Here is a 20,184-nt window from a genome sequence, read left to right as displayed (position 1 = left end):
CTTTTGAATTCTTGAGCCATATCAGTTTGGAGAACGTTATAAAAACGTCCAGCTTTGAATGAAGACTGGGTAGTTTTCAGGAGCGGTGTTCGACTAGAGTTCGGCGCACGAAAGCGAGCGAGGTGGCGAGGCTGCCGTTGCATCCGGCTTCCTCCTGAGCGACTTGATCTTCTCGGGCAGGCCAAATGGCTTGACGTTTCTGGACTTGGGCCGGAAGCTCTGCTTGGACATGTGAGCAAGCCCCTTGTCGCAGCCCGCTGAATGTGGCCTCGCTCACGGCGTGGCTGGACCTATCAGCGGCATATCTGTGAATGGCAGGCGATGCTTACATCGAACAGCTTGCTTGGGCGCAGATGGATCGATACGGCAGGGCACATCCGCTGGGAGACCGAAGACCATGGTGTGTCGTTCGAGTAGAGGCAGTACGAACTGACGGCTCAAAAGCCCAAGGAAATCAAAGGCCAGGCCATCATCGGCATCAATGACCGGATTCTGCAGTCCTGGCATGCTTCAAGGACTTTGAGAAAACCGGCCTGCCGACGGCCATCAAAAAGCACTATTGACCGGAAGCCAGCGAGCGCGCGTCGCCCGCCTTGCGCCCGAGATAAGGCAACAGGCTGAGCAAACCGAGCAGCGCCAGCCCGGCGCCTACCCACAAAGGCGAGCGCACGCCGTAGCCGGTCGCAATGCCCAAGCCGCCGATCCATGCGCCGAGGCCAAGCCCGATGTTGATGACCGAGGTATGTACGGTGTTGACCAGCGCGCCCGGATGCGCGGTCTTCATCACACGGGCGATCATCGCGGGATTCATGGGAACGCCCACCAAGCCGATAACGATCAGCGCGGCAAGGCTGAGAACCTGGCTTTGCGCAAACACGGCGAACAGCGCCAAGGTGGCACCCAACACGATCAGGCCCCACGCCATGATGGGCATGGTGTGATTATCGGCATAACGCCCCACGACCATATTGCCCACCACGTTCGCCGCCCCGTAGATCCCCAGCAGCCAAGGAATTGAGGACGCGGCGAAGCCGGTCACTTCGGTCAGTATCGGTGCGAAGTAGCTGAAAGCGGCGAACGTCGCGCCGATGATCAAGCCGCTGGTGGCGTAAGCCGCCCACAGGTGCCGATTTTTGAACTCCGCCAACTCCGCGCCGAGGCTGACCGTTGCGGAGGTCTTGGCACGCGGCACCAGGAATGTGATGACCACCGCGCACAACACGGCCAACGCCACCACCAGCCAGAAACTGGCGCGCCAACCCCAGTGCTGGTCGATGATCGTGGCAATGGGCACGCCCAGCACGGTTGCCAGCATCAGTCCGCCAACCACGATGGATGCCGCGCGACCCCGAGACTCGACGTCAACCATCTCAGCGCAAATCGCCAGCGAAACGCCAAAGCAGGCGGAACCGGCCACGCCGGTGACCACCCGAGCAATCGCCATGATGTCGTAGCTCATCGCGGAAGCGGCCACCGATTGCGCGATCGCATAGAAGCCCAATAGCCAGAGCAACGCCTTCTTGTTGGGCACGCGCAGCTTGAGCAGGCCGACGGTAAGCAACGGCCCGCCGACGACCATGCCAATGGCATACAGCGAAATGAGGTAGCCGATCTGCGTCACCGATACGCCGAAGGCTTGCGTGAGCGACGGCATCATGCCCGCCACCATGAACTCGGATGTGGTCAACGAAAAGATCGTCAGCCCCAGGATGTAGACCACTAACGGCATGGGAAACTCCTTCAATAGTTTATCGTTCAGTACAAAATTGATCCAAAAGAACCGGCCGACGGGCCGGGATCAGTTATTGGGGATCAAAGCTATCGTTTATTCCAAAAACGAGATCCGGCATGCGTCGGGTCAAGTGACGACCATTTCGATGCCAGATATGCGCCCATTTGGTGAGAATGCGACCGCCTTGATCTCCACCAGCCCGCCATCGGGGTTCAAGGCGGCAACTCCCAGTTCCACTGCAATCGGATAGGGCGCGGCGAAGAATTCATCACGAACCCGCGCGATGGCGGCCAACTGGCCGGCCTTGTCGAGGTTCAGCCTGTCACTGCCAAATACATGGAACATCTGCAACTCGATCACATCGTTCATCTGCGCGTCACTGGCCACAAGCAGGCACTCGATCTGCCGGAACACGTCCCGCAGTTCATCGCAGAATGCCATATCGCCCATTGGCTCGGTCGATCTGTTGCAAGCCACAATGCCGGAAAGGTACACAAAATCTCCTACGCGGCGCGCCGGTGCGTAGTGGAACTGTGCGACATCCGCCTCCAGAGAGGCCGGAATCGCGACCGCACCAGTCCGGGTAGGGATTTTGCGAATATCAGTATTTGCGGGCCGACTCATGGGACTCCTTCCGCATATCAATAGTGTAATGATCGGTACACTATTTGAGAAATAAAAAGGCCAATCAGCCCATGCGTATCTGATCCAAAGCGTGCTTTGCCGATCACAGACCTACCACAGTGCCTTCCAGAACATCTTGAAGGAACGCGCGATCCGGCATGGATTGCCCCAGGATGCGCAGCCCGTAGTAACTCGCTAAGAAAGCGCGCGTAACTTCCAGGGCTGGCCGGTCACTGGACAACTCGCCATTGCGTTGACCAACAGCAATGACGCGGCAGAGCCCCGCTTCTAGCTTGGCGACGTAGGCGCGGTTGATCTGCTCGATCACCGGGTCTTTGCTACTGCGCTCCATGACAGAAAACAGCGCCATGCAACTGCGTCGCTTTACAGGGTCAAGATCGCCATCCACGCCCCATTGCAGCAACGCCCGCAACCGTTCCTTGGCAGTGCCAGGGCCGTCCAGAATGTCCATCTGTGCCCGAAGTCCCAATTCCTGATAGCGGCGCAGGGCTTGCTCATAGAGCTTCTGTTTGCTGCCAAAGGCATGGTAGAGACTGCCACGCCCCAAGCCTGTTCGCTCGCACAGTTCCTGCGTCGAGCTGGCTTCGTAGCCGTTCGTCCAGAAAACATCCATCGCAGCGTCGATGACGGCGGTGTCGTCGTATTCCTTGGGCCTTCCGCTCATAGTCGATGTTCTCCAACACAAATCCTGTGGGAGATTGAACCAATATTTTACAGATCAGTCAACAATTGCCTTTGTGTCGTCCATCTGCGTGGCCCGGTCAGCCGGCTACCCAACAGATGGGCCCCGCTGCCGCCCAATGTCCCATGACACGCCACTGCCACGCACCGTCGCGGCGATCTGCTGCCCCAGCCGCTGCTCAATCACCGGCCGCCACGGCACCAGACTGAACCTCATGCCGTCATCGAGCATCGCGTACTGCCCGCTGGCGAGCCTGACGGAGCGCCGGTAGATGCCGGCCACGCGCTGCCCGTCGGCCACCGGGCGATGCTCCAGGCCGGTTTCGGCGGCAATGTCCTTGGCGACCTGCGCCAGCTCCCGATTGCGCAGCGTGCCCAGCAGGTTGCGTGCAAGGATGACGCGCTGCCCACGCCGCTGCGCCAGCCCCTGTTCTTCGAGGAAGTAGGCGCGCTGCTGCATGGCCTGCTTCGCATTGCCGCCAAAGCCCAGGTCGCCCAGCCCACGGCCGCCGCCGATCAGTTGCTGGTCAAGCCAGGTCGCGCCGATCACGCGGGCCTGCCGCTCGATGGGAAGATGGGACTTCATTTCCACGGCTACGCCACCCAGGCGCTGCGCGTCGTACTGGCGGCCACGCTCGGCTAGGTCGTCCGGCATCTTCCATAGCCCTTCGACCACGCGCTCCACGATGGCGACCCTGCGCAGTTCCTGGCCAACGTCAATGGCGTGCCCTTCAAGCTGCGCCTGGAGCGCACCAGCCGCGACCGCAGGTTCTTGCCGCAGGAGCGGTGGTCAGTCTCCGGGCGCGGCCTGGCCGCAGTTCTGGCAGAACCTTGGGCCAAATCCATGCACTTTGGCAGCCCGACTCAGACGCTGACGGCCCAGCAACTGGCAACTGAGGTGCTCAAGGTCAATGGCGTCTCCATTGGCTGGGATATCGACTGGCAGATGGAGGACTGGCAAGTGCCTGCCGGAGCCTGGGCGCTGTAGGGCAGCTATATCGACGCCATCAACGATATCGCGGCGGCGGCTGGCGGCTATGTACAGCCCCACAACACCGACCAGGTGCTGCGCATCTTGCCCAAGTACCCCACGGCACCCTGGCATTGGGGTGATGTGGTGCCGGATTTTGAGATTCCATCAGCCGTGGCCGAAGTAGAGGGCACGGAGTTCCTGGACAAGCCGGATTACACCGGGTGTTTGTCGGCGGCATGAGCGCGGGCGTGTTTGGTCCCATCACACGGGCCGGGACTGCTGGCGACCTGATTGCGCCCCAGGTCACGCATGCATTGATCACGGACTCCACGGTGCACAGGCGGCGGCCTGGCTGAGCTTGCGGATACGGGCCGTCAGGCGAGGGTTTCGCTATCCATGCAAGTGCTGCCCGAGACAGGTGTGATTCTGCCTGGGCAATTTATTCGCTACCAGGGGCCGGAGACAGTGATGGGCATTGTTCGGTCGACGTCGATCAACTGGGCGGCTCCCAAGCTGCGTCAGATGCTGGAAGTCGAAACCCATGCCTAACCTCTACAAGCAGTTCATGGAGCTGCAGTCGCCCAAGCCTTTGCTGGTGGGCACGGTGGCTTTTGTGATCAACGGTGTGGCCACGATCAACATGCCAGGTGGAGGAAGGCTGCAGGCGCGAGGCCCAGCGCAGGCTGGCCAGCGCGTGTTTGTGCGTGATGGAGCGATCGAGGGTGAAGCTCCGAACCTCACCTATACAGGGGGGGTGGTGTAGTAGCCAAACCGGGGCGGTGGCTACGGTAAGAAATAAAAAGTGGCCACTAGGGCCACTTTTAGATTTCGAACTTGGAACGGTCTTGATCTTTGATCCAGGCTGGGGGCTTTCCTCGGCCAGTCCATGTTTGGCCTGTGGCTGGGTCGCGGTATTTAGGGGCGACGGAGCCTGTCTCGCGCTTCTGTTTTTGCTTGGTGGTAGGAAAAACGTCATCCTGCGTCAGACCGAAAGCATCGATCAAGCTTCTGATTTGTTGCACTGCGCCTGCGACTTCGGCCTTTCGAGCGGCTGCAATCTGCTGCTCAAGAGCTTCGCGTTGTGCCAATAATTCTTTATAGGAATTTGTACTCATTTAAAAGATATCCTCTGTAAATATTTGTGCGAGCACTAAATTGGTGCACTCATACATGAGATACATCGCTTATGCAGTTAGTTCACTTGCAATTGAAAGTGACCGCATGCATTGTGTCCCAATTTGATGCGTATCAATTCAGAAAAACATAGAGCCGATGAAAAAAATTTGGGAAAGCCGCACAGTCAAGCTGGCGCTAAAGCTTGTCAGCTTGCATGAACGAGGTCTTTCCAAAAGGACGAAGTCCGAGGATGTTTGTCCAAAAGAGGTTGTTGGTGCGCTTGAAGGGCGCAACTTGAGGATGCCAGCAGGCTGAACTATAGCCTCTGACGAACATACTTCACCATCCACTCAAATCCAGATAAAGTCAAGACATGACTCTAGAATTCAAACGTCTTACCGAAGTCGGGTTGGAAAAAATCATTGCGCTCAACAGCACTCCCGAAGTGCTACGTCAAATGCCTCTAGGCAGGGCCGATTTCGATGAAGTTAAAGCCAAGGACTGGGTTGAAAACAAAGACGCCCAATGGGCGAAATATGGGTACGGTCCTTGGGCATTTATTGTAGATCAGGAGTTTGCTGGGTGGGGAGGGCTGCAGCATGAAGCAGGTGAGGCAGACTTGGCCTTGGTGCTGCACCCCAAATACTGGGGAAGTGGTAAAGTCATTTATCAGGGAATTATTAATCGTGCTTTCACCAGCATGGGCTTGAGTTCCATCACTATTCTGCTTCCGCCCTCAAGAAAAAGAATTAGAGGGATTTTTAGGCTGGGATTTAAATCAGATGGTGAATTTGATATTGATGGCGTTCAATTTATGCGCTTTCGCCTCTACGCCACCGGAAATTCCGAAAACTAGGAAAGTTGGTAATGATATTGGGTGAGCCATCGTTTGTCGATTGCAGCCCTTGTGACGGGCTGCTGACGGCCAGTTGCCGTCATTCACGAACGTCAGCAATCGGGCGCCTGGACTTTTGAGTCGGCCCCCAGCAGCGTGGCAATACGCGCCGCATTGCAAGCGACAACGTAGCCATTTCGCTCCTGCCAACTGAGGATCACCCCCTGAAGGAAGTAATGAAACGTGTAGGGGCTGCCATTTACACCTTCTGTGCAGTACCAACTGAACACCGGTCCCCCACTCATACCAAATATGTCAGGTCTTTCCATCACGGGCTTACCACAGGCCGTGCTGAGAAAATCGCTTTGCACGTTGTATACGATTGGCTCCGGAAGTTTGCTCACTGTGGTTAGGTCTCGGGTTTCCAGCATCGTTGAGATCGCCAGAGGTTTGAATGGCTCACCCTGCAAGTTCAACTCCTCGGGGTAACCCAAAAGCACAGAGCCTGTGCCAAACGTGCAATCTCTCGGGTTGTCGCGTAACAATAGAGGAACCTTGATACCCTGCAGGCAATCATGTAGTTCCGCACATGTTTCGGCTACCCACAGATCGTCGTCGGTTGAGATTCGCTTATTCATCTCGTTCAGCGTCCAGATCTTTCCAGAAAATTTGATTTTCAAGGAGGCACCAGAAAGATTTTTGAAGTTATGGAGAGCCGTGACCAAGAATGAACGCTTACATCGCTCCGCAAAAAAGGCGGTGCCGATGTGGATTAGCTCACCGTTATTGCTTTCGCGCCACACGGGAACGACGGCATCTCCAATATCAGGGGCGATTTTTTCGACCTGATGGAGTGTCCGTTGGACGATGGCGGCGTACTTTGCTTCACTGTTAGGCATCAAATGCTTTGTCAAAGGTCAAAGGTCAAAGGTCAAAGGTCAAAGGTCAAAGGTCAAAGGTCAAAGGTCAAAGGTCAAAGGTCAAAGGTCAAAGGTCAAAGGTCAAAGGTCAAAGGTCAAAGGTCAAAGGTCAAAGGTCAAAGGTCAAAGGTCAAAGGTCAAGGGTCCGTTGTCCGGAAAATATACATTGATATCGCTTTTCGAAAACATTGTTTTGAGTTGTTGCGAATTTTCTGAAAAATAGAATTTTTGAATGTTCCCCACCCCTGCTCGTAGAATTCGCCCAAACGTCTCAACGTCCGGGTTCTGCTTCCCATCAGCAGAAATCACGTACCTCTCCGTCTGAATGTGCTGGTATAACTCCTGCGTGTTGTTGTTCTTGCTGCCATGGTGAGATACGAAGACCAAGTCGAGTTGAATGGGGGCTCCTTCGTGATCCAGCTTGGCAAGCGAGGGCATCACACGGGAGGGCCAGCTGTCTCCAAGAAAGAGGATTGATCGCTCCTCAAAAGTAAGTATGAAAGCAAGGCTCAGTGCATTGGTTTGGGAAGCGTCGGCGGCCTTGCCATCATCATCCATGGTTCGCAGCTCGTGAATTGTTCCGCAGACTGGCGTATCCCTGCCGCGAGCGCCCGCGAGTTCTTCCTTTTCGAACGGCGCGAGCATGTGTGACCCATAGTTAAGAATATCCTCCGTCAAAGGAGACAGGACTCTCAAAACGATGCGATCGTCGAAAAAAGTGCGCGTGTCGCCCGCGACGAGGACCTTCTTATTGCAGGGGGTAAGCTTGCTGGCCACTTTGAATGCCTGACGTGTAGACACGTTTACTTCTTCCCCACTGCAGTGATCTATGTACTTACGGATGAGTTGCGGGGAATTGAACAGAAGTGCATTAACCGATAACGTTGCATCGCACAGCGTGCGCACTAAGCCACCAATGTGATCGTCGTCATTATGGGTAATGATCGCGAGATGAATCGGTTGCCCCTCGAGCGCGGTGACCAGTCCTGAGTGCACACGCTCGTGGATACATTTTCTGTAAGGGCCCGAGTCCACCATGATATTGAAATCGTCGCACTGCACGAGAATGCAGTCACCGTGTCCGGCAGGCATTACTGTGACTTTCATTGCCGATTTGATGGACATGTTCTCCCTTCTTATTTATGGCTACGCCGGCACAAATCTAAAACGACCATAGCGGGAATAGTCGCCAGCCAAATTCGGAAAGGAGCAGTATCGCCGATACCACCACGGAGTCAGAGCCGGACTTAATCTTGCTAAGCATCCGAATGTCTGATTTCTGGCTGTCAGGTTTCACCCTCGATCATCCGCTGCGGGTCGCTTCCTGCCGCTCCTGTAGGCTGAAAAGTCCACTGGCTTATACATTTATCGCCAGGAGTCGCTCGGTCTGTTGGTGTAAAAACAACACATTCGTGGTGCTGTCTCTTGCCAAGTTGTCAGCCTTGGTGCCAAAGGCTGTGCTACTTTGTGCCAAAGATTGCGCAAATTTGTGCCAAAGACCGCGCAACGCAACTCTGTGGGGGAGTGACCGCTTTGGCACCGTTGATGAAGCCTTTAGGTTTTGGAATTCTCAATGCTGGCAAGGCTCTGCAGGGGACTTAAGGCTTGCTTTTGGTTGCAGAGGGTTTGGCACAGAATGGGCCGTGCACGCACGCACAATGGCCAGAATGGGCTGAGAACGATCGAGCAGGGGACAGAGAGGCGCGCGTACTTTTTTCTTTGACTAGCGCCCGTTTAGGGCGTTTGCGCCGCGATGAACACTTTGCTCTCGCGTAGCCTTGAGGTCGGAAGCTAAAGGTCGGAAGTCGTATGTTGGTTCCGACCAGGAAATACAATTAAATCAAGAGGATGCTGGACGATGATGATGTTTTCAGACTTCCAACCTCTTGTGAGGCTGGAAGTGAGATAGGCATTGATTTGATTGCATCAGGTGCATATATATCGCTAATTGCTTATCACGATAACAATGAATCATTCTGCAGTTGCCGTGCTCTGAAATCTTCAGCCCACTTCGGGAATTCGCTGGCTGGCATAGGTTTCGCAATAAAGTAGCCCTGAGCGATATCACATCCAAGCTCTTTAAGCAGATCCCAATGCTCTTTAGTCTCCACCCCTTCGGCTACTGTTTTGCGTCCGAGATCATGCACGAGATCAATGGTCGATCGCACTATCGTTGCTGAATCTTTGTCGTGGAGCATTGCAGAAACAAAAGACTTGTCAATCTTAATGTAATCCACCGGCAATTTCTGAAGATAGCTTAATGAGGAATACCCGGTTCCAAAGTCGTCGACATAAAGAGGGATGCCAGCATTGCGCAGTTCTTTTAATGCACCTAACGCATAATCGGCATTCTCCATTACAGTGCTTTCGGTGATCTCAACTTCCAGTAACCCTGTGTAAACCTTACGCTCTGAATGCCATTGACGATACTTCTCGAAGAGTTGCTCGTCTCGGAAGTTTCGTGCGGAGATATTTACAGCAATTGGGATGGCGCAGTCTTTTTCTTGCCAGCTCTGCAGCAGATCAAGAGCAGTAACGATCACCCATTCTGTCAATGGCTTTATCAAGCCTGTTTGCTCTGCTAGGTCTATAAACAGGCCAGGAGGAATTAAGCCTTTCATTGGGTGCATCCAACGAACCAACGCTTCTGCTCCACAGATTTCGCCGGAGGAAAAATCAACTTTTGGTTGCAAGAAAAGTCGGAGCTGATTGCCGGTGATTGCTCGCCGAAGCTCTCCAGCCATAGTCAATCGCCCAGCTTGATTTTTTTGATGGGATGCATCGAATACACAGTGGCTGACTCCACGAGCCTTGGCCTGAAAGGTGGCTTTTCCCATTCGGCGCAATATTTCATCGGCAGTCTTGCCATGTTCTGGAAACAACGCGATTCCAATTCTCGCACTAACATCCAATTCGATATCGGCAACTTGGAACGGGTGGGAAATATGCGCTGCCAGTTCATCTGCCATCGTCACCGCAGACTCGATATCCTTTGCGGGAGCAATCACTGCAAATTCATCCCCGCGCAAGCGGGCGACATATGCAGACTTAGGGGCATAGTGCAGCAGGCGCTGTCCGAAATCTCGCAGTATATAGTCGCCATTGCTAAAACCTAGAACGTCATTGATTTCTCCAAGACGTTCAATATTGAATTGCAACGCGGCAAGTGGCTCTGGAAGAGAATTCGTATCGCTGATTTTCGCAGTCAAAACCTCTTGGAACTCTATAGCATTGGGAAGTCCTGTGAGCGAGTCATGGCGCAGAATGTGGTTCATCTCTGCTTGCACCCGCTGTTGCTCATTGCGCGTTCGTAAAGTAGAGATGCCGAACGCTAAATCATCCGCCGATTCCGTAAGCAGGGCAATTTCATCCTCGCCGAATGCATTTGTCTCGGTGTCATAAATAGATAGTGCACCGATGATTTTCTCATTTACCAATAGAGGGCAGGATGCGCCGGATTTCAATTTTCCAAGCTTATCGCGCCAACGAATATGTTTGGGATCTAGGTGCAAGTCCTGAATACACTGCACCTTTCCGCTGCGAATTGCAGTGGCTGTCAGGCTTTGGCCCTGCACTGAATCAGACGCCATGATCCCTAGATCGCGCAGTGCAGCGAGACCACCAGGGTAGTTGCACTCTGCCATGGGGGTTAGGTCTTCATTTGTATCGCCGCTTACATACCAAACAGCGGCCATTCCGTAACCTCCAGAAGTAACAATGGCGCGGCACATGCTTTCAAGTAGGCTCTGCTCTTCCGTGGCTCGGAGCATGGTGCGATTCCCTGCACTTAATGTTCGCAGAGCGCGGCCAATGCGCTCTAGCTCATAAACTCTTTGCTCTAGTTCCGCATTGAGCGTCTGTATACGTTCTTCATATTTTTTTCGTTCAGTGATGTCCGTACCCAAAATATAATAGCCATCAATATCTCCATTGGCTTGGAGTCTCGGAATATACTGAATAGTTTGCCATAACCCTGGGGAAGGTTGCCAATCATAGGTTTTTGATTCACCCGCAATAACGTTGCCGATCAACGAACCTATAAGGGCATATCGTTGCTCCCCAAGAACGTCTTTTACAGTTTCACCTGTAATGTCATCGCGATTAGGCGCAAAGAATTCTCGATACTGCGAGTTGACGTAGACGTATCGCTGCTCTGAATTGACATAGGCAATTAACGCGGGAACAGTACTAATGACATTGTTTAAGTGATTCTGACTTTCATGCCATTCCATAGTCCGCCTATGGACGTCAGCTTTTAAGGCTGAGTTATGTTCCCGGATGATTCGTTCTGCAGTGCGCTCCGTCGTAACATCACGAAAGACCAGTACTGCGCCTCGTAGTTGACCCTTGGAGTCGCGAATCGGGGCTGCACTATCGGAAATCGGACATTCAGTTCCATCTCTGGCAATGAGCGAGGTGTGGTCAGCGAGCGTCTGAACACTCCCAGTGGACAACACTGCTTCAATAGGAATCTGAGCAGGTTTGCGGGTCTGCTCATGGATGATATCGAATACCTCGCCGATAGAGCGACCTAGTGCCTGTTCGAGTGGCCAGCCTGTGAGCCTCTCTGCCACAGAGTTCATGCGAGTAACTCGTCCCTCGGTGTCAGTGGCCAGTACTGCGTCACCAATCGAGTGCAAGGTGGTAGCAAGGTTCTCTTCATTGTCAGCCAGAGCACGCTGGCTGGCTTCAGATGCGCGTAGCTGTCGTCGTATCAGAAGATGGCATGCAACCAGCAGGAGGATAAGTGTCGCAGCGACCAAGACTCCTGCAACCACAAATCGCTTTCGCGCTTGTGTATGTTCTGCTTCAAGCTCAGCCAGTTGTTGGCGAACCCGATCGTCCATTTCGGTCAGCAGTTCGTACGTTCTGGAGCGGGTGGACGCGAGAGGAGCTGTTGCTGCAAATGCAGTCGCAGCCTCCTGCCCCTGTGTTTTGCGTAAATTTTCGATCTGGCGCGAGATGCTCATGCGCTGGTCAATAAGCTTACGCAGTTCTTGCCATAGAACCTGTTGATCAGGATTTGCAATAGTGAGCTGCTGGACGTTTTCCAGTGATAGCTCTCTCCCTGCTATCGCAGCGTCTCTCTCTTCCAAATGGTCCGTGCTACCTGTCAGTCGGAAATTTTGAGTGGCTAATTCCGCTTGTAATGAATATCCTCTGATACGAGCAAGATTGTTGAGTAGTTGCTGTGTGCGTGCCACCATTTGAGCGGCTTGGGTTGCGTCGTCAGCGACTTCCCAGGTTGATAGTGCCAACCCGCTCACAACCAGGGTTGCGGCTCCAAATGCGACTACAACCTTGGACTCAAAACTGGACCATCGCATCATAAAAAGCGCTCCTACGCTAGATGCTGCCCGCAACAAGCCGTCTTCACTTACTGCGGTGCTAGGCTTAGATCACTGCCCATGCATGGGCTTCGGAACACTCCTAGCTTGGAATGTGTAGACGTACCAATCCTCAATGGGCTGATACAAGGCAGAATATACAAGCAATATGCATTTTGTTTCAGTTGCAGTGCAGCGGAAACAACTTTGGAAACTCTTCGAATTCTGGACTTGATGTGTTAACTAATCCGGATGCGCAGAAGTGGCACGGCAGACAGAAAAAAGCCAACACTGAGAAATGGTGATCTTGTACGCATAATTAATGCGATCAAGACGCAGTACAGGAATTTCTAATTTGCACAATTCTCATTTGCGTGCATTTGAGTAAAGACAGGCAAAAAAATGCCCGGCTTCTAGCGAAAGCCGGGCAATACGTTAGAGCGGAGTGTCACTAAAACAAAGCTCGCTGACGCCTGTCTACAGGAGCCTTCACATCAAGCATCGCCACGATCCTGACTACTTGCCCCTCTGTGAGGCCGTACTCTGCAGCAATCTCCCTTGCAGTCTTGCTCGTCGAGTAGTCAGCCGCGATCCGCGCATTGCGCACGGCCTGGAGCGCTCTTTCCGCTTTTGGCAGCTGAAAATGAGGCAGGCCTCCATATTCCTCTGCCAGCTTTAAAAGTGCCTCGACGCCAATGACTGCGGCATAGGGGTGATCTTCGGTGACGCGCTCTGGGGTTGGGAAGTAAACCCGCAGCCCACCCCATTTCTGAACCAGCGTCATGGTGGCCTGCAGACCTACCAGGCGCTCAAACTCTTGCAGCAGCGGCGGCAGCAGGTCGATGGGAACGGTGAAAGTCTGGGTCATTTCACCTGTGCCTGACGCTTGGCCCGGTCCAGCATGGACTTAAGCGCCTCAATGACCGTGCTAGCCTGGGCTGTTGGCAGAAACTTCACATCCGACACCTCAGTGCCGATGGTTCGGGCCACGAAGGCAAGCAGGGCGGTGAGACTGACGTCGCGCAGACCGCCTGCTTCATCGAGCTTCTTCCAGAGCCACTTGATCTTCTCGGGCTGACCAAAGGGCTTGAAGTTGCTGGGCTTGGGCTGGAAGCCCAGCTTGGCCATGTGAGCCAGCACCTTGGCACGACCCGCTGCGTCCAGATCTGCGGAGCTGGTCACCCCCGTGATTTCAACCAGGTGGAAGCGGTAATCATCCTCCGTCCAGCCTAGGGCCGTGCGCCCCTGATGGATGTGGCCCAGCTCACGGCGGCGCTGATCCTTTGCAGCAAAAGGCGAGGTGTGAGCAACAGAGCGGGTCATGTCGCCTCCTTTAAACGTCCGTAGGGCCGATGGCTTTCTTGATGCTGCAGCTCAAGACATGGCCGTTTCCGAGATTGATGTCCAGGGTGTTGCCGTTTTGGCAGTTCAGACCGATGACCGTGCGCAGGGTGAAGTCCACGATCTTGGTGGTCTGCACCAAGGGCAGTGATTGGGCACCCTCGCTGGTGCACACAGAGTGAGCGACATCGGCGGTAGAGGCAAAGCGTGTAGTCGTCATACGGCAGCCAGGTCCAGGTTGATGGCGTCATAAGCGCCGGTGGTTTCATTGCGCTTGTAGAAGCGGATATAGGGCTTGGTGCTGGCGACCTGGATGCTGTCTGAGATGGCTTTCATGGCCGTTTGCCAGTCTTCGTCCTTGATGTCCAGGCGGCGCAGGCCCAGCACGCGGCCAGTGTTGATCAGGCCTTGCTTGTCGACCTGGAAGGCATCGGAGACCAGAACTTTGATGTTGTCGTTAGCTCCTTCGGCCCAGCGCGTCACACATTGGTCGATCAAGCTCTTGGCTGCCTGGAGCTGCTCGCCAAAGGTGATCTGGTCCTGCATCTGGCGCACGACCTTCAACTTGCCGTCAAACGTCGTGAGCGTGAAGTTGCCCTTGGTGCCGCGAACCTTGACCCCGTATTGCTCCACGCTGGTTTCCACAAAGGCCGTGACGTCGCCCATGGAGTCCAGTTTGAACTTGGCCAGATCCTTGCTCCTGGCCTCAGCCTGGGTGCACAGGTCGCGCACCAGTTGGTCGCGCAGCTTGTCGATGTCGGAGACCTTGCTTTCGGGGACCAGGTCACCCTTGGCGTTTTCCCAATAGCCTGCGGGGATCTCGGGAAGAGAGATTTGTTGATTCATACGTTCTTTCTGATGGTGGTGATTGGCTGGTTCAAGGAAACACAGAGCGCATCTCGGCGTAGCCGGTGATGGCTGCGATCAGGAAGCCCAAGGCCATGAGGAGCACAAAGATGAAGAGCGTCAGGGCCAGCTTTTCGCGGCGAGACATGGGGGCTGTGCTGGCGTGCTCGATGGTCCAGGCAGGCAGAGGGCGCTGTTGGGGTCGATTGGTCTTAGGCATGTTGGTGTTCTCCTTTGAGCAGTTGAGACAGGCGTTCGCGGTGCATATGCGTGAAGTCGGAGTAGTCGTCTGCGGCGCAGGCGATGGCATAGCGGCGGTCGATGCTGTAAGCGCGCATCAGCCTCCTGGCGCGGCGTTTGATCCAGCCCAAGGGAGGGCGGTGGTAGTCGGCCTCGCTCATGGGCAGCGCAAGGCCAATCACCAAGGGCAGGCAGCCGTCTTTAACGAGGTGATGCATGGCTGAGCTCCTGGGTATGAGTAATGGGGATGACCTTGCGGCCACCTCTGATCTGCAGTGCGCGAGGCACGGGTGGAGCGCTGGCCTCCCGGTGACTGCATTGACGACAGGCTTGCCAGTGCTGCATGTCGCGAGGGCTGGATGTGGGCGCGTCACGGTGGGCAAAGGCGCGGCATTGCTCTGCAGTGATGACCTGGTCGTCGCCAGTGGCCTCGGCGGTGAGGTGTGGGCAGGTGTAGCGACCGAAGGTGTGAATCACCTTTTCTGCAATGCGGTCGGTCTTGGCGGTGCCGTTTCCATAGCAACCACTGGCGTTGAGCACCTGACTCAAAGCCGCTGCGCTGATGCCCAGCTGGCGTGCTATCCGTGCCCGAACGGACTCTGGGCGCTGCGCACGTTCGAGGAGAATTGCGAACCAAGGCTCTGTCATGTAGCCGGGCTTCATGCAATCACCTTCTTGGCCTTGGCCAGCACAGGTGCTTGCGGTCCGATGTCGCGCTTAAGTACATAACGCAATGCACCATTGACCCGCTTCTTGCTGACCTCGACCGCGTCGGGGCAGGCCTCGCTCCAAGCCCTGAGCAGGCGACCGATGACAGCCTGTAAATAGACTGTGTTGTCGCCGGCATTGGCCAGTACCGACACTGCGTCGACGCTTGTCAGAACATTGCGGATGCGCAAGAGATTCCACAGGCGCGCAGAGATCTGCTCGGCGACTGTGAGCTTGTTGGGGCGCATCATCGCGGGCTTGCATTTGCCTTCAGCCAGCGACGCATACAGAGCTGCTTTACAGATCTGGACGCCTGCAGGGGTCAGCTCCCAGCTAAACCGCTGGGTAGGGCAGGGAGCAGCCAGCCTGCGCTGCTCCAGCAGCTTGCAGGCCCTGCGAGCGTCCTTACCCTCTGTCAGTTCGGGCACGATCTTCTGCAGCTCGGCCGCTGTGAAGGGCTGCACTGCATGGGCGGTATAGCGACCCAGAGCGATCAAGGTGGCAGGCATGAACCAGCCGTAAGGCTTCACCGAGGCGGTCGTCATGGCTTGACCCCTTTGCGGCCCAGCGGCTTGCCGTTGAACTCGGGGCACAGGGGCAATCCCTTGATGTGCTCCAGGGTGACCTTGGGCCAGCCGTTGGCGTCCGCCCAGGCCTCAAGGTTGGCAATGGCGTTGAGCAGCAGCCGCATGCGGCCTTCTGCCTGGGCCAGCATCTCGGGCAGGACCTCGTCGGCAATCTCGACTTCAGCTTTGGCTGCGACCGTGGCCTTGACGTCTGCCAGTGAGATCGGTTGCAGCTCAACCACCTTGGCCACCCGGCTGGCGATGTGGCCGAAGCGCGCCACCTTCATCGGGAAATGCTCCATGCCGACCAGAAAGCACATGGTGCCGGTCAGATCGGTGATGTCGCGGATCAGCTCCAGCAGGCTCGCGGTGGTGCCCACCAGGAAGTCGGCCTCGTCGATGATCATCGGCACCATCTCGACCGCCAGCTTGCCGATGATGCGCGACTGAACCTCTGTATTGCGCCCGGTCTTGGCCAGGCCCATGCGCTCGGCGAGTTCATCGAGCATGGCGCGTTTGGTCCAGGTGCTCTTGGCGCGCACAAACACCCAGCCGCTATCGGCTGCCCAGCGCTCGGTCAGCTCGGATTTGCCAATGCCATAGCGTCCTTGGACCAGCACCAGGCTTGCCTCGCGAGCACCACGCTTTTCCACCAGCTTCTGGGCTTCGGACAAGCGCTTAAAGTTTTCAGTTTTGACAAAGCCTCGTTTCACAGTACATTTCTCCTGCTCGTATTTCTTAAAAAATCTCTGGCACGCTCTGTGACGGTTGCCGCCGTCACAGAGCACTCTTCAATCCGGGCTCATTGCCCGCGTCGTTCCATCCCAATCCCCGCCCCTCGTAGTAGTCGCGTAGATCTGCATAGCTCTCCGATGCCGTGTAGTTGCGCAGCCATGTGCCGTCTGCTTCGGTCCATTGGTCTTGGTTGCGCATGAGCCACTCGTAGCGCTCGCTTGGTCCGTTAAAGAAAGGCCTGCCAGCGGCTGCTTGCGCGACCGCTTCCGTGGAGGGAGAGTTGATGGCGGAGACAGGTGTCTCCACGAAGGAGGGCACCGTCACGAATGGGGTGCTTGGCTCCGGCAGGGAAAGGGGTGTGGTGTCCATAGCTGGGCCCAGCTCGCGCAGGGCGGTGTCGATCTGCAGCTCGCGGCGCTTGACGGCCTGGGCCACGCGTTTTTCGCGAGCCATCTGAATGACGGGCTTGGGGAAGTAGTCGATGCGGTTGGCATCCCACTGGGCCTCGCAGACGAACTCACCGCCCAGCGTGTAAATCAACACATAGTTCGGGTTGTGAATGTCGTAGCGCACGCTGACTTCGCGGCCATCGATATCGCGGCGCATCAGATCGGGTGCCTGGTAGAACTGGTTGAAGAACTGCACCTGACCGCGCTTGGCGGTGCGGATCACGCTCGGCATGAACAAGGTGCGCAGCTCCAGCTCCGAAGGCTTCTCCTGCAGCGCTGAGTCAAAGCAGGCGTCAAACGCTTCCATTGGCGTGGGGTGCTTGCCGTCTGTGCGTTTGGGCAGACCGCGATGGCGGTGCTGCGTGTTGTATTCGTGGACCATCACTTCGATGCCGTCGACGAACTGCTTCCAGGTCGGAGCCTTGGGCGTGAGCGCGATGACCTCTCCGGTCTGCTCCGAGCGCTTGATGGCGCGTTGCTCCTTGGCCAGGACTACTGCCACCTTGCGGAAGGTCCCTGCATCCACATCGCCGCCCTGAAAGCTCCCGAACTTGCGCGCAGCGTTGATGGCATGAGTCTGCCAACTGCGCTCAATGATTCCGTGACCTTGCGGCTTGCCGGGCAGGCCCAGGCGGTGATCGATGCCAAGGCGTGCACAGATGCCGTCGATCGGGCAGTCCATGGCCTTGGCCGTTTCGCCAGCGCCGTTGTCACCGTAAAGAATGGCGGGAATGCCGTATTGGCCGACTGCGTGGCGCAGGGCATCGCCCACCGCAATCACGTTCTCGGACAGATTGACCGACCAGCCCACGATCAGGCGAGTGGCGGCATCCAGCACCACCGTCAACTCTGGCGCGAATGGGGCACCATGGTCCGGGTGGCGAACCTTGGCTTTAAAGGTGTGCCCGTCGATCACAAACACATCGGCAAAAGCCAGCATGGAGGTATCGCGGCGTTTAAAGGGCAGCTTGGTGTCGCGCTGTGCGCCGGTATGGCGAGACTTGATCAGCGCCACGCTGGCTTCGGCGGACTGGCCCAACTTGTCGAGCACACGCCGGGCACGGTGGTACAGCTTGTTCCATTCATCGAAGTCGCGGCCCAGCATGCGGGTGACTTCTTTGGCTGCGCCACTCAGCTTGCGAAAGCGGTGGTCCTTGCTGTGGAACAGGCCCAGCACTGCAGCCACATCGTCATCAACTTGTGGTGTCAATTCGTACTGTGGAGCGGCGGGCAAGAGTCCAAACCAGCCGTTGCTGCGATGCATGCTTACCCAGCGCTCCAGCGAACGGGCGCTGACCTCGCCACCGCGAGCGCGTTGGTTCGCTTGACGTGCAATGTTCTGAGCTTCGGCTCCAGCTTCGCCTGTGATGATGCGTGCGGCCAGCAACTGGCATGCGCGGCGCAGACCATGCAGAGGCACCAGCTCAAGCACCAGATTGACCAGGCGCACACGGGCGTCGGCTACATCTTTTTCTGCCTGGCTGGGCACACGGGTGACGGTGTTGCTGACCGGAGACGCAGATGGCAAGAAGCTGCGCACGGGCGGGGTGTCCACTACGGCTAGGGCTTGAGAGCCTGCACTTTGAATGGTGCGGGCCGTAATGGCGGCACGTGTCTCTTCAGGCAGAGCGGAGCAGTCGTACTCCATGCCACCACCACCCTGACGACCAGGACGTGGGCGATGTGGAATGCTCAAGCGGGCCAACTTGTCACGCGTTGCGCGCTCGGACATGACGAAGCAGGGCAGGCCCGCGATTTCTCGGGCAGTGAGCCAAGTCATTTGAGGTGCTCCTGCTTTCGTGCGACGCGCAGCGCTTGAGCTGTGGGTTGCGAAGTGAGACCTAGTACTGCACGAACCTCAGCGACTTTGCCTGCCATTCGCTCGGGCCGGTAGATCGGGCGCAACGCTGTGCAAACAGCGTTGTACGAAAGCTGATAGCGGCGTGCGAAGCCCTGGAGCGAGCCGTAGTGCTCTTGAATGTATTTGCGAGCGCTGATTTCTCCCCAAGGGTTTCGTCCACTGACGAGTACGACCAGATGCCCATCCCTAGTGAGCTTGAGACGCGGTTTCATTTTTGCCCCCCGCGTTTCAGCTTGTTCGTGCGATGTGGTTCGTATTGACCTGGCCAGATGCGATTGACTGGTTGCTCAATCAGGTTGGCAATGGCATCAGCAACACGTCGCGAAGTCGAGCGGCCGTGAATGACATTGCTAACAGTCATACGGGAAAGACTCAACTGATCCGCCATGGCAGCCGGTGTCGTTCCCCGCATACGGATCTCAGCTTTAATTTGTTCTGGATGCATTTGCTGCTACGCTATTGGTTCAAAAGGAAACGTTTCAAGTTGAACCGTATTCTTGGTTCAAAACGAAACGCAGTCAATAGCTATATGCAAAAAAATCCTCAAAGCACCCTGTTACCATCGGTAGATGAAGTCGTTGCTCGTATTGCAGACGCGCTCGGGCCGGGGTGGATGGCCTTGATGGAGGTTCAACCTGAAACGGTCAGGACTTGGCGTAAGCGGGGTGAAGTACCTGTGAAGCAGCTACTTAGAGCCGCAAGGCACTCCGGTCGTACCGTAGAGCACTTCAGTGCGCAGGCGGGCGCAGAAAGTCGATCAGGGTCGGCACAGGCCTATCAAGACGATGGTGAGTTCACCCAGATCGAGGTTCTGGATGCTTGCATGAGTGCAGGAAATGGCGCGACCAATGGTGAGCAGGAGGTTTTGGGTCGCTTGGCGTTCCGAAGTGCTTGGCTACGCTCAAAGGGGCTCAATCGCAATAACGCAAAGATCGTCAGAGTGCGTGGCAATTCAATGTCCGATCGCATCAATGACGGTGATATTTTGCTGGTTGACACATCGGTCCAGTCATTGAGTCATGACGGCGTCTATGTGATTGAGCTTGAGGGAGAAGACTATGTGAAGTTACTGCAGCGTGACTTCAGTACAGGCGGAGTTCGGGTAATTAGCTACAACCCAGACTATCCCGTCCAGACCCTGGAAGGGGAGGCTGCAAACAGGCTAAGAATTACTGGCAGAGTGGTTTGGCATGGCGGGGAAATTTAATT

General features: G+C 55.9%; 23 protein-coding genes and 1 pseudogene. 5 read left to right on the top strand and 19 right to left on the bottom strand.

What is annotated here, in order from left to right; translation table 11 throughout:
* Window positions 1-556: 556 nt before the first annotated feature.
* The 4 genes and pseudogenes from CTR2_RS16880 to CTR2_RS16865 all read right to left on the bottom strand — a co-directional run.
* Complete coding sequence (locus tag CTR2_RS16880) at window positions 557-1,729, bottom strand: MFS transporter (protein ID WP_087084536.1); 1,173 nt, start codon at window positions 1,727-1,729, stop codon at window positions 557-559.
* A 129-nt stretch (window positions 1,730-1,858) separates the two neighbouring features.
* The gene (locus CTR2_RS16875; RefSeq protein WP_087082468.1) at window positions 1,859-2,356 is read right to left on the bottom strand and encodes a Rid family hydrolase; all 498 of its coding nucleotides are present in this window, start codon (window positions 2,354-2,356) and stop codon (window positions 1,859-1,861) included.
* A gap of 103 nt (window positions 2,357-2,459) precedes the next feature.
* Entirely contained in the window at window positions 2,460-3,041 is a 582-nt protein-coding gene (locus tag CTR2_RS16870; protein WP_087082470.1) for a TetR/AcrR family transcriptional regulator, read from the bottom strand.
* Window positions 3,042-3,146: 105 nt separating this feature from the next.
* Window positions 3,147-3,767, bottom strand: a pseudogene (locus CTR2_RS16865) (DUF3363 domain-containing protein); the annotation flags it as partial.
* A gap of 15 nt (window positions 3,768-3,782) precedes the next feature.
* Between CTR2_RS16865 and CTR2_RS16860 the strand changes: the two are divergent.
* The 3 genes from CTR2_RS16860 (at window position 3,783) to CTR2_RS16850 (ending at window position 4,794) form a co-directional block, all read left to right on the top strand.
* Entirely contained in the window at window positions 3,783-4,046 is a 264-nt protein-coding gene (locus CTR2_RS16860; protein ID WP_254913277.1) for a hypothetical protein, read from the top strand.
* 381 nt (window positions 4,047-4,427) lie between these two features.
* The gene (locus tag CTR2_RS16855) at window positions 4,428-4,580 is read left to right on the top strand and encodes a hypothetical protein (RefSeq protein ID WP_254913278.1); all 153 of its coding nucleotides are present in this window, start codon (window positions 4,428-4,430) and stop codon (window positions 4,578-4,580) included.
* The gene (locus tag CTR2_RS16850; RefSeq protein WP_087082472.1) at window positions 4,573-4,794 is read left to right on the top strand and encodes a hypothetical protein; all 222 of its coding nucleotides are present in this window, start codon (window positions 4,573-4,575) and stop codon (window positions 4,792-4,794) included. The genes CTR2_RS16855 and CTR2_RS16850 overlap by 8 nt, the downstream gene beginning before the upstream one ends.
* A gap of 58 nt (window positions 4,795-4,852) precedes the next feature.
* On the opposite strand, the gene CTR2_RS16845 is transcribed toward CTR2_RS16850, so the two are convergent.
* Window positions 4,853-5,146 (bottom strand): H-NS histone family protein, encoded by a 294-nt coding sequence (locus CTR2_RS16845; protein WP_087082474.1) that lies wholly within the window; start codon window positions 5,144-5,146, stop codon window positions 4,853-4,855.
* A gap of 374 nt (window positions 5,147-5,520) precedes the next feature.
* On the opposite strand from CTR2_RS16845, the gene CTR2_RS16840 reads away from it, so the two are divergent.
* Entirely contained in the window at window positions 5,521-6,003 is a 483-nt protein-coding gene (locus tag CTR2_RS16840) for a GNAT family N-acetyltransferase (RefSeq protein WP_087082475.1), read from the top strand.
* A 92-nt stretch (window positions 6,004-6,095) separates the two neighbouring features.
* Here the strand turns inward: CTR2_RS16840 and CTR2_RS16835 are convergent, their stop codons facing one another.
* The 14 genes from CTR2_RS16835 to CTR2_RS27585 all read right to left on the bottom strand — a co-directional run bounded on the left by CTR2_RS16835 (window position 6,096) and on the right by CTR2_RS27585 (window position 19,363).
* The gene (locus tag CTR2_RS16835; protein WP_140401002.1) at window positions 6,096-6,881 is read right to left on the bottom strand and encodes a hypothetical protein; all 786 of its coding nucleotides are present in this window, start codon (window positions 6,879-6,881) and stop codon (window positions 6,096-6,098) included.
* A 144-nt stretch (window positions 6,882-7,025) separates the two neighbouring features.
* The gene (locus tag CTR2_RS16830; protein WP_140401003.1) at window positions 7,026-8,027 is read right to left on the bottom strand and encodes a ComEC/Rec2 family competence protein; all 1,002 of its coding nucleotides are present in this window, start codon (window positions 8,025-8,027) and stop codon (window positions 7,026-7,028) included.
* Window positions 8,028-8,857: 830 nt separating this feature from the next.
* Window positions 8,858-12,232 carry an EAL domain-containing protein gene (locus CTR2_RS16825; protein WP_087082481.1) on the bottom strand — a complete coding sequence of 1,125 codons (3,375 nt, stop codon included), beginning with the start codon at window positions 12,230-12,232 and terminating at the stop codon, window positions 8,858-8,860.
* A gap of 448 nt (window positions 12,233-12,680) precedes the next feature.
* Window positions 12,681-13,097: a Mor transcription activator family protein gene (locus tag CTR2_RS16820; RefSeq protein ID WP_087082483.1), complete on the bottom strand. Its 417-nt coding sequence runs from the start codon at window positions 13,095-13,097 to the stop codon at window positions 12,681-12,683.
* A complete protein-coding gene (locus tag CTR2_RS16815; RefSeq protein ID WP_087082485.1) occupies window positions 13,094-13,552 on the bottom strand; it encodes a regulatory protein GemA in 459 nt (152 codons plus the stop codon). Before CTR2_RS16815 ends, CTR2_RS16820 begins: the two co-directional genes overlap by 4 nt.
* Before the next feature lie 10 nt (window positions 13,553-13,562).
* Entirely contained in the window at window positions 13,563-13,790 is a 228-nt protein-coding gene (locus tag CTR2_RS16810) for a hypothetical protein (protein WP_087082487.1), read from the bottom strand.
* Window positions 13,787-14,416, bottom strand: a complete 630-nt coding sequence (locus tag CTR2_RS16805) for a DUF3164 family protein (protein WP_217896231.1) — start codon at window positions 14,414-14,416, stop codon at window positions 13,787-13,789. The genes CTR2_RS16810 and CTR2_RS16805 overlap by 4 nt, the downstream gene beginning before the upstream one ends.
* Window positions 14,417-14,447: 31 nt before the next feature.
* Entirely contained in the window at window positions 14,448-14,636 is a 189-nt protein-coding gene (locus CTR2_RS16800; protein WP_057092535.1) for a hypothetical protein, read from the bottom strand.
* Window positions 14,629-14,874, bottom strand: coding sequence for a hypothetical protein (locus CTR2_RS16795; RefSeq protein ID WP_140401004.1), 246 nt, complete (start codon window positions 14,872-14,874; stop codon window positions 14,629-14,631). The genes CTR2_RS16800 and CTR2_RS16795 overlap by 8 nt, the downstream gene beginning before the upstream one ends.
* A complete protein-coding gene (locus tag CTR2_RS16790; RefSeq protein WP_087082491.1) occupies window positions 14,858-15,319 on the bottom strand; it encodes a hypothetical protein in 462 nt (153 codons plus the stop codon). The genes CTR2_RS16795 and CTR2_RS16790 overlap by 17 nt, the downstream gene beginning before the upstream one ends.
* Window positions 15,316-15,909, bottom strand: a complete 594-nt coding sequence (locus CTR2_RS16785; RefSeq protein WP_087082492.1) for a hypothetical protein — start codon at window positions 15,907-15,909, stop codon at window positions 15,316-15,318. Before CTR2_RS16785 ends, CTR2_RS16790 begins: the two co-directional genes overlap by 4 nt.
* Window positions 15,906-16,604 (bottom strand): AAA family ATPase, encoded by a 699-nt coding sequence (locus CTR2_RS16780; protein WP_254913279.1) that lies wholly within the window; start codon window positions 16,602-16,604, stop codon window positions 15,906-15,908. Before CTR2_RS16780 ends, CTR2_RS16785 begins: the two co-directional genes overlap by 4 nt.
* A 103-nt stretch (window positions 16,605-16,707) precedes the next feature.
* Window positions 16,708-18,894, bottom strand: coding sequence for a Mu transposase C-terminal domain-containing protein (locus CTR2_RS16775; protein WP_087082496.1), 2,187 nt, complete (start codon window positions 18,892-18,894; stop codon window positions 16,708-16,710).
* A gap of 289 nt (window positions 18,895-19,183) precedes the next feature.
* Window positions 19,184-19,363 carry a helix-turn-helix domain-containing protein gene (locus tag CTR2_RS27585; protein WP_409021335.1) on the bottom strand — a complete coding sequence of 60 codons (180 nt, stop codon included), beginning with the start codon at window positions 19,361-19,363 and terminating at the stop codon, window positions 19,184-19,186.
* Here CTR2_RS27585 and CTR2_RS16770 point away from each other — a divergent pair.
* Complete coding sequence (locus CTR2_RS16770; RefSeq protein WP_254913280.1) at window positions 19,313-20,182, top strand: S24 family peptidase; 870 nt, start codon at window positions 19,313-19,315, stop codon at window positions 20,180-20,182. The genes CTR2_RS27585 and CTR2_RS16770 overlap by 51 nt on opposite strands.
* The last annotated feature ends 2 nt before the right edge of the window (window positions 20,183-20,184 follow it).

Source organism: Comamonas thiooxydans (genome assembly GCF_002157685.2).
GTDB lineage: Bacteria > Pseudomonadota > Gammaproteobacteria > Burkholderiales > Burkholderiaceae_C > Comamonas > Comamonas testosteroni_H.
The sequence above is the reverse complement of the archived record's forward strand: the minus strand, read 5'-3'. Positions and strand labels throughout refer to the sequence as shown.

Bases quoted from the DNA above. Each gene is read 5' to 3' on its own strand.
- CTR2_RS16880 (WP_087084536.1), bottom strand. From the start codon at position 1,729: ATGCCGTTAGTGGTCTACATCCTGGGGCTGACGATCTTTTCGTTGACC.
- CTR2_RS16875 (WP_087082468.1), bottom strand. From the start codon at position 2,356: ATGAGTCGGCCCGCAAATACTGATATTCGCAAAATCCCTACCCGGACT.
- CTR2_RS16870 (WP_087082470.1), bottom strand. From the start codon at position 3,041: ATGAGCGGAAGGCCCAAGGAATACGACGACACCGCCGTCATCGACGCT.
- CTR2_RS16855 (WP_254913278.1), top strand. From the start codon at position 4,428: ATGCAAGTGCTGCCCGAGACAGGTGTGATTCTGCCTGGGCAATTTATT.
- CTR2_RS16850 (WP_087082472.1), top strand. From the start codon at position 4,573: ATGCCTAACCTCTACAAGCAGTTCATGGAGCTGCAGTCGCCCAAGCCT.
- CTR2_RS16845 (WP_087082474.1), bottom strand. From the start codon at position 5,146: ATGAGTACAAATTCCTATAAAGAATTATTGGCACAACGCGAAGCTCTT.
- CTR2_RS16840 (WP_087082475.1), top strand. From the start codon at position 5,521: ATGACTCTAGAATTCAAACGTCTTACCGAAGTCGGGTTGGAAAAAATC.
- CTR2_RS16835 (WP_140401002.1), bottom strand. From the start codon at position 6,881: ATGCCTAACAGTGAAGCAAAGTACGCCGCCATCGTCCAACGGACACTC.
- CTR2_RS16830 (WP_140401003.1), bottom strand. From the start codon at position 8,027: ATGTCCATCAAATCGGCAATGAAAGTCACAGTAATGCCTGCCGGACAC.
- CTR2_RS16825 (WP_087082481.1), bottom strand. From the start codon at position 12,232: ATGATGCGATGGTCCAGTTTTGAGTCCAAGGTTGTAGTCGCATTTGGA.
- CTR2_RS16820 (WP_087082483.1), bottom strand. From the start codon at position 13,097: ATGACCCAGACTTTCACCGTTCCCATCGACCTGCTGCCGCCGCTGCTG.
- CTR2_RS16815 (WP_087082485.1), bottom strand. From the start codon at position 13,552: ATGACCCGCTCTGTTGCTCACACCTCGCCTTTTGCTGCAAAGGATCAG.
- CTR2_RS16810 (WP_087082487.1), bottom strand. From the start codon at position 13,790: ATGACGACTACACGCTTTGCCTCTACCGCCGATGTCGCTCACTCTGTG.
- CTR2_RS16805 (WP_217896231.1), bottom strand. From the start codon at position 14,416: ATGAATCAACAAATCTCTCTTCCCGAGATCCCCGCAGGCTATTGGGAA.
- CTR2_RS16800 (WP_057092535.1), bottom strand. From the start codon at position 14,636: ATGCCTAAGACCAATCGACCCCAACAGCGCCCTCTGCCTGCCTGGACC.
- CTR2_RS16795 (WP_140401004.1), bottom strand. From the start codon at position 14,874: ATGCATCACCTCGTTAAAGACGGCTGCCTGCCCTTGGTGATTGGCCTT.
- CTR2_RS16790 (WP_087082491.1), bottom strand. From the start codon at position 15,319: ATGAAGCCCGGCTACATGACAGAGCCTTGGTTCGCAATTCTCCTCGAA.
- CTR2_RS16785 (WP_087082492.1), bottom strand. From the start codon at position 15,909: ATGACGACCGCCTCGGTGAAGCCTTACGGCTGGTTCATGCCTGCCACC.
- CTR2_RS16775 (WP_087082496.1), bottom strand. From the start codon at position 18,894: ATGACTTGGCTCACTGCCCGAGAAATCGCGGGCCTGCCCTGCTTCGTC.
- CTR2_RS27585 (WP_409021335.1), bottom strand. From the start codon at position 19,363: ATGGCGGATCAGTTGAGTCTTTCCCGTATGACTGTTAGCAATGTCATT.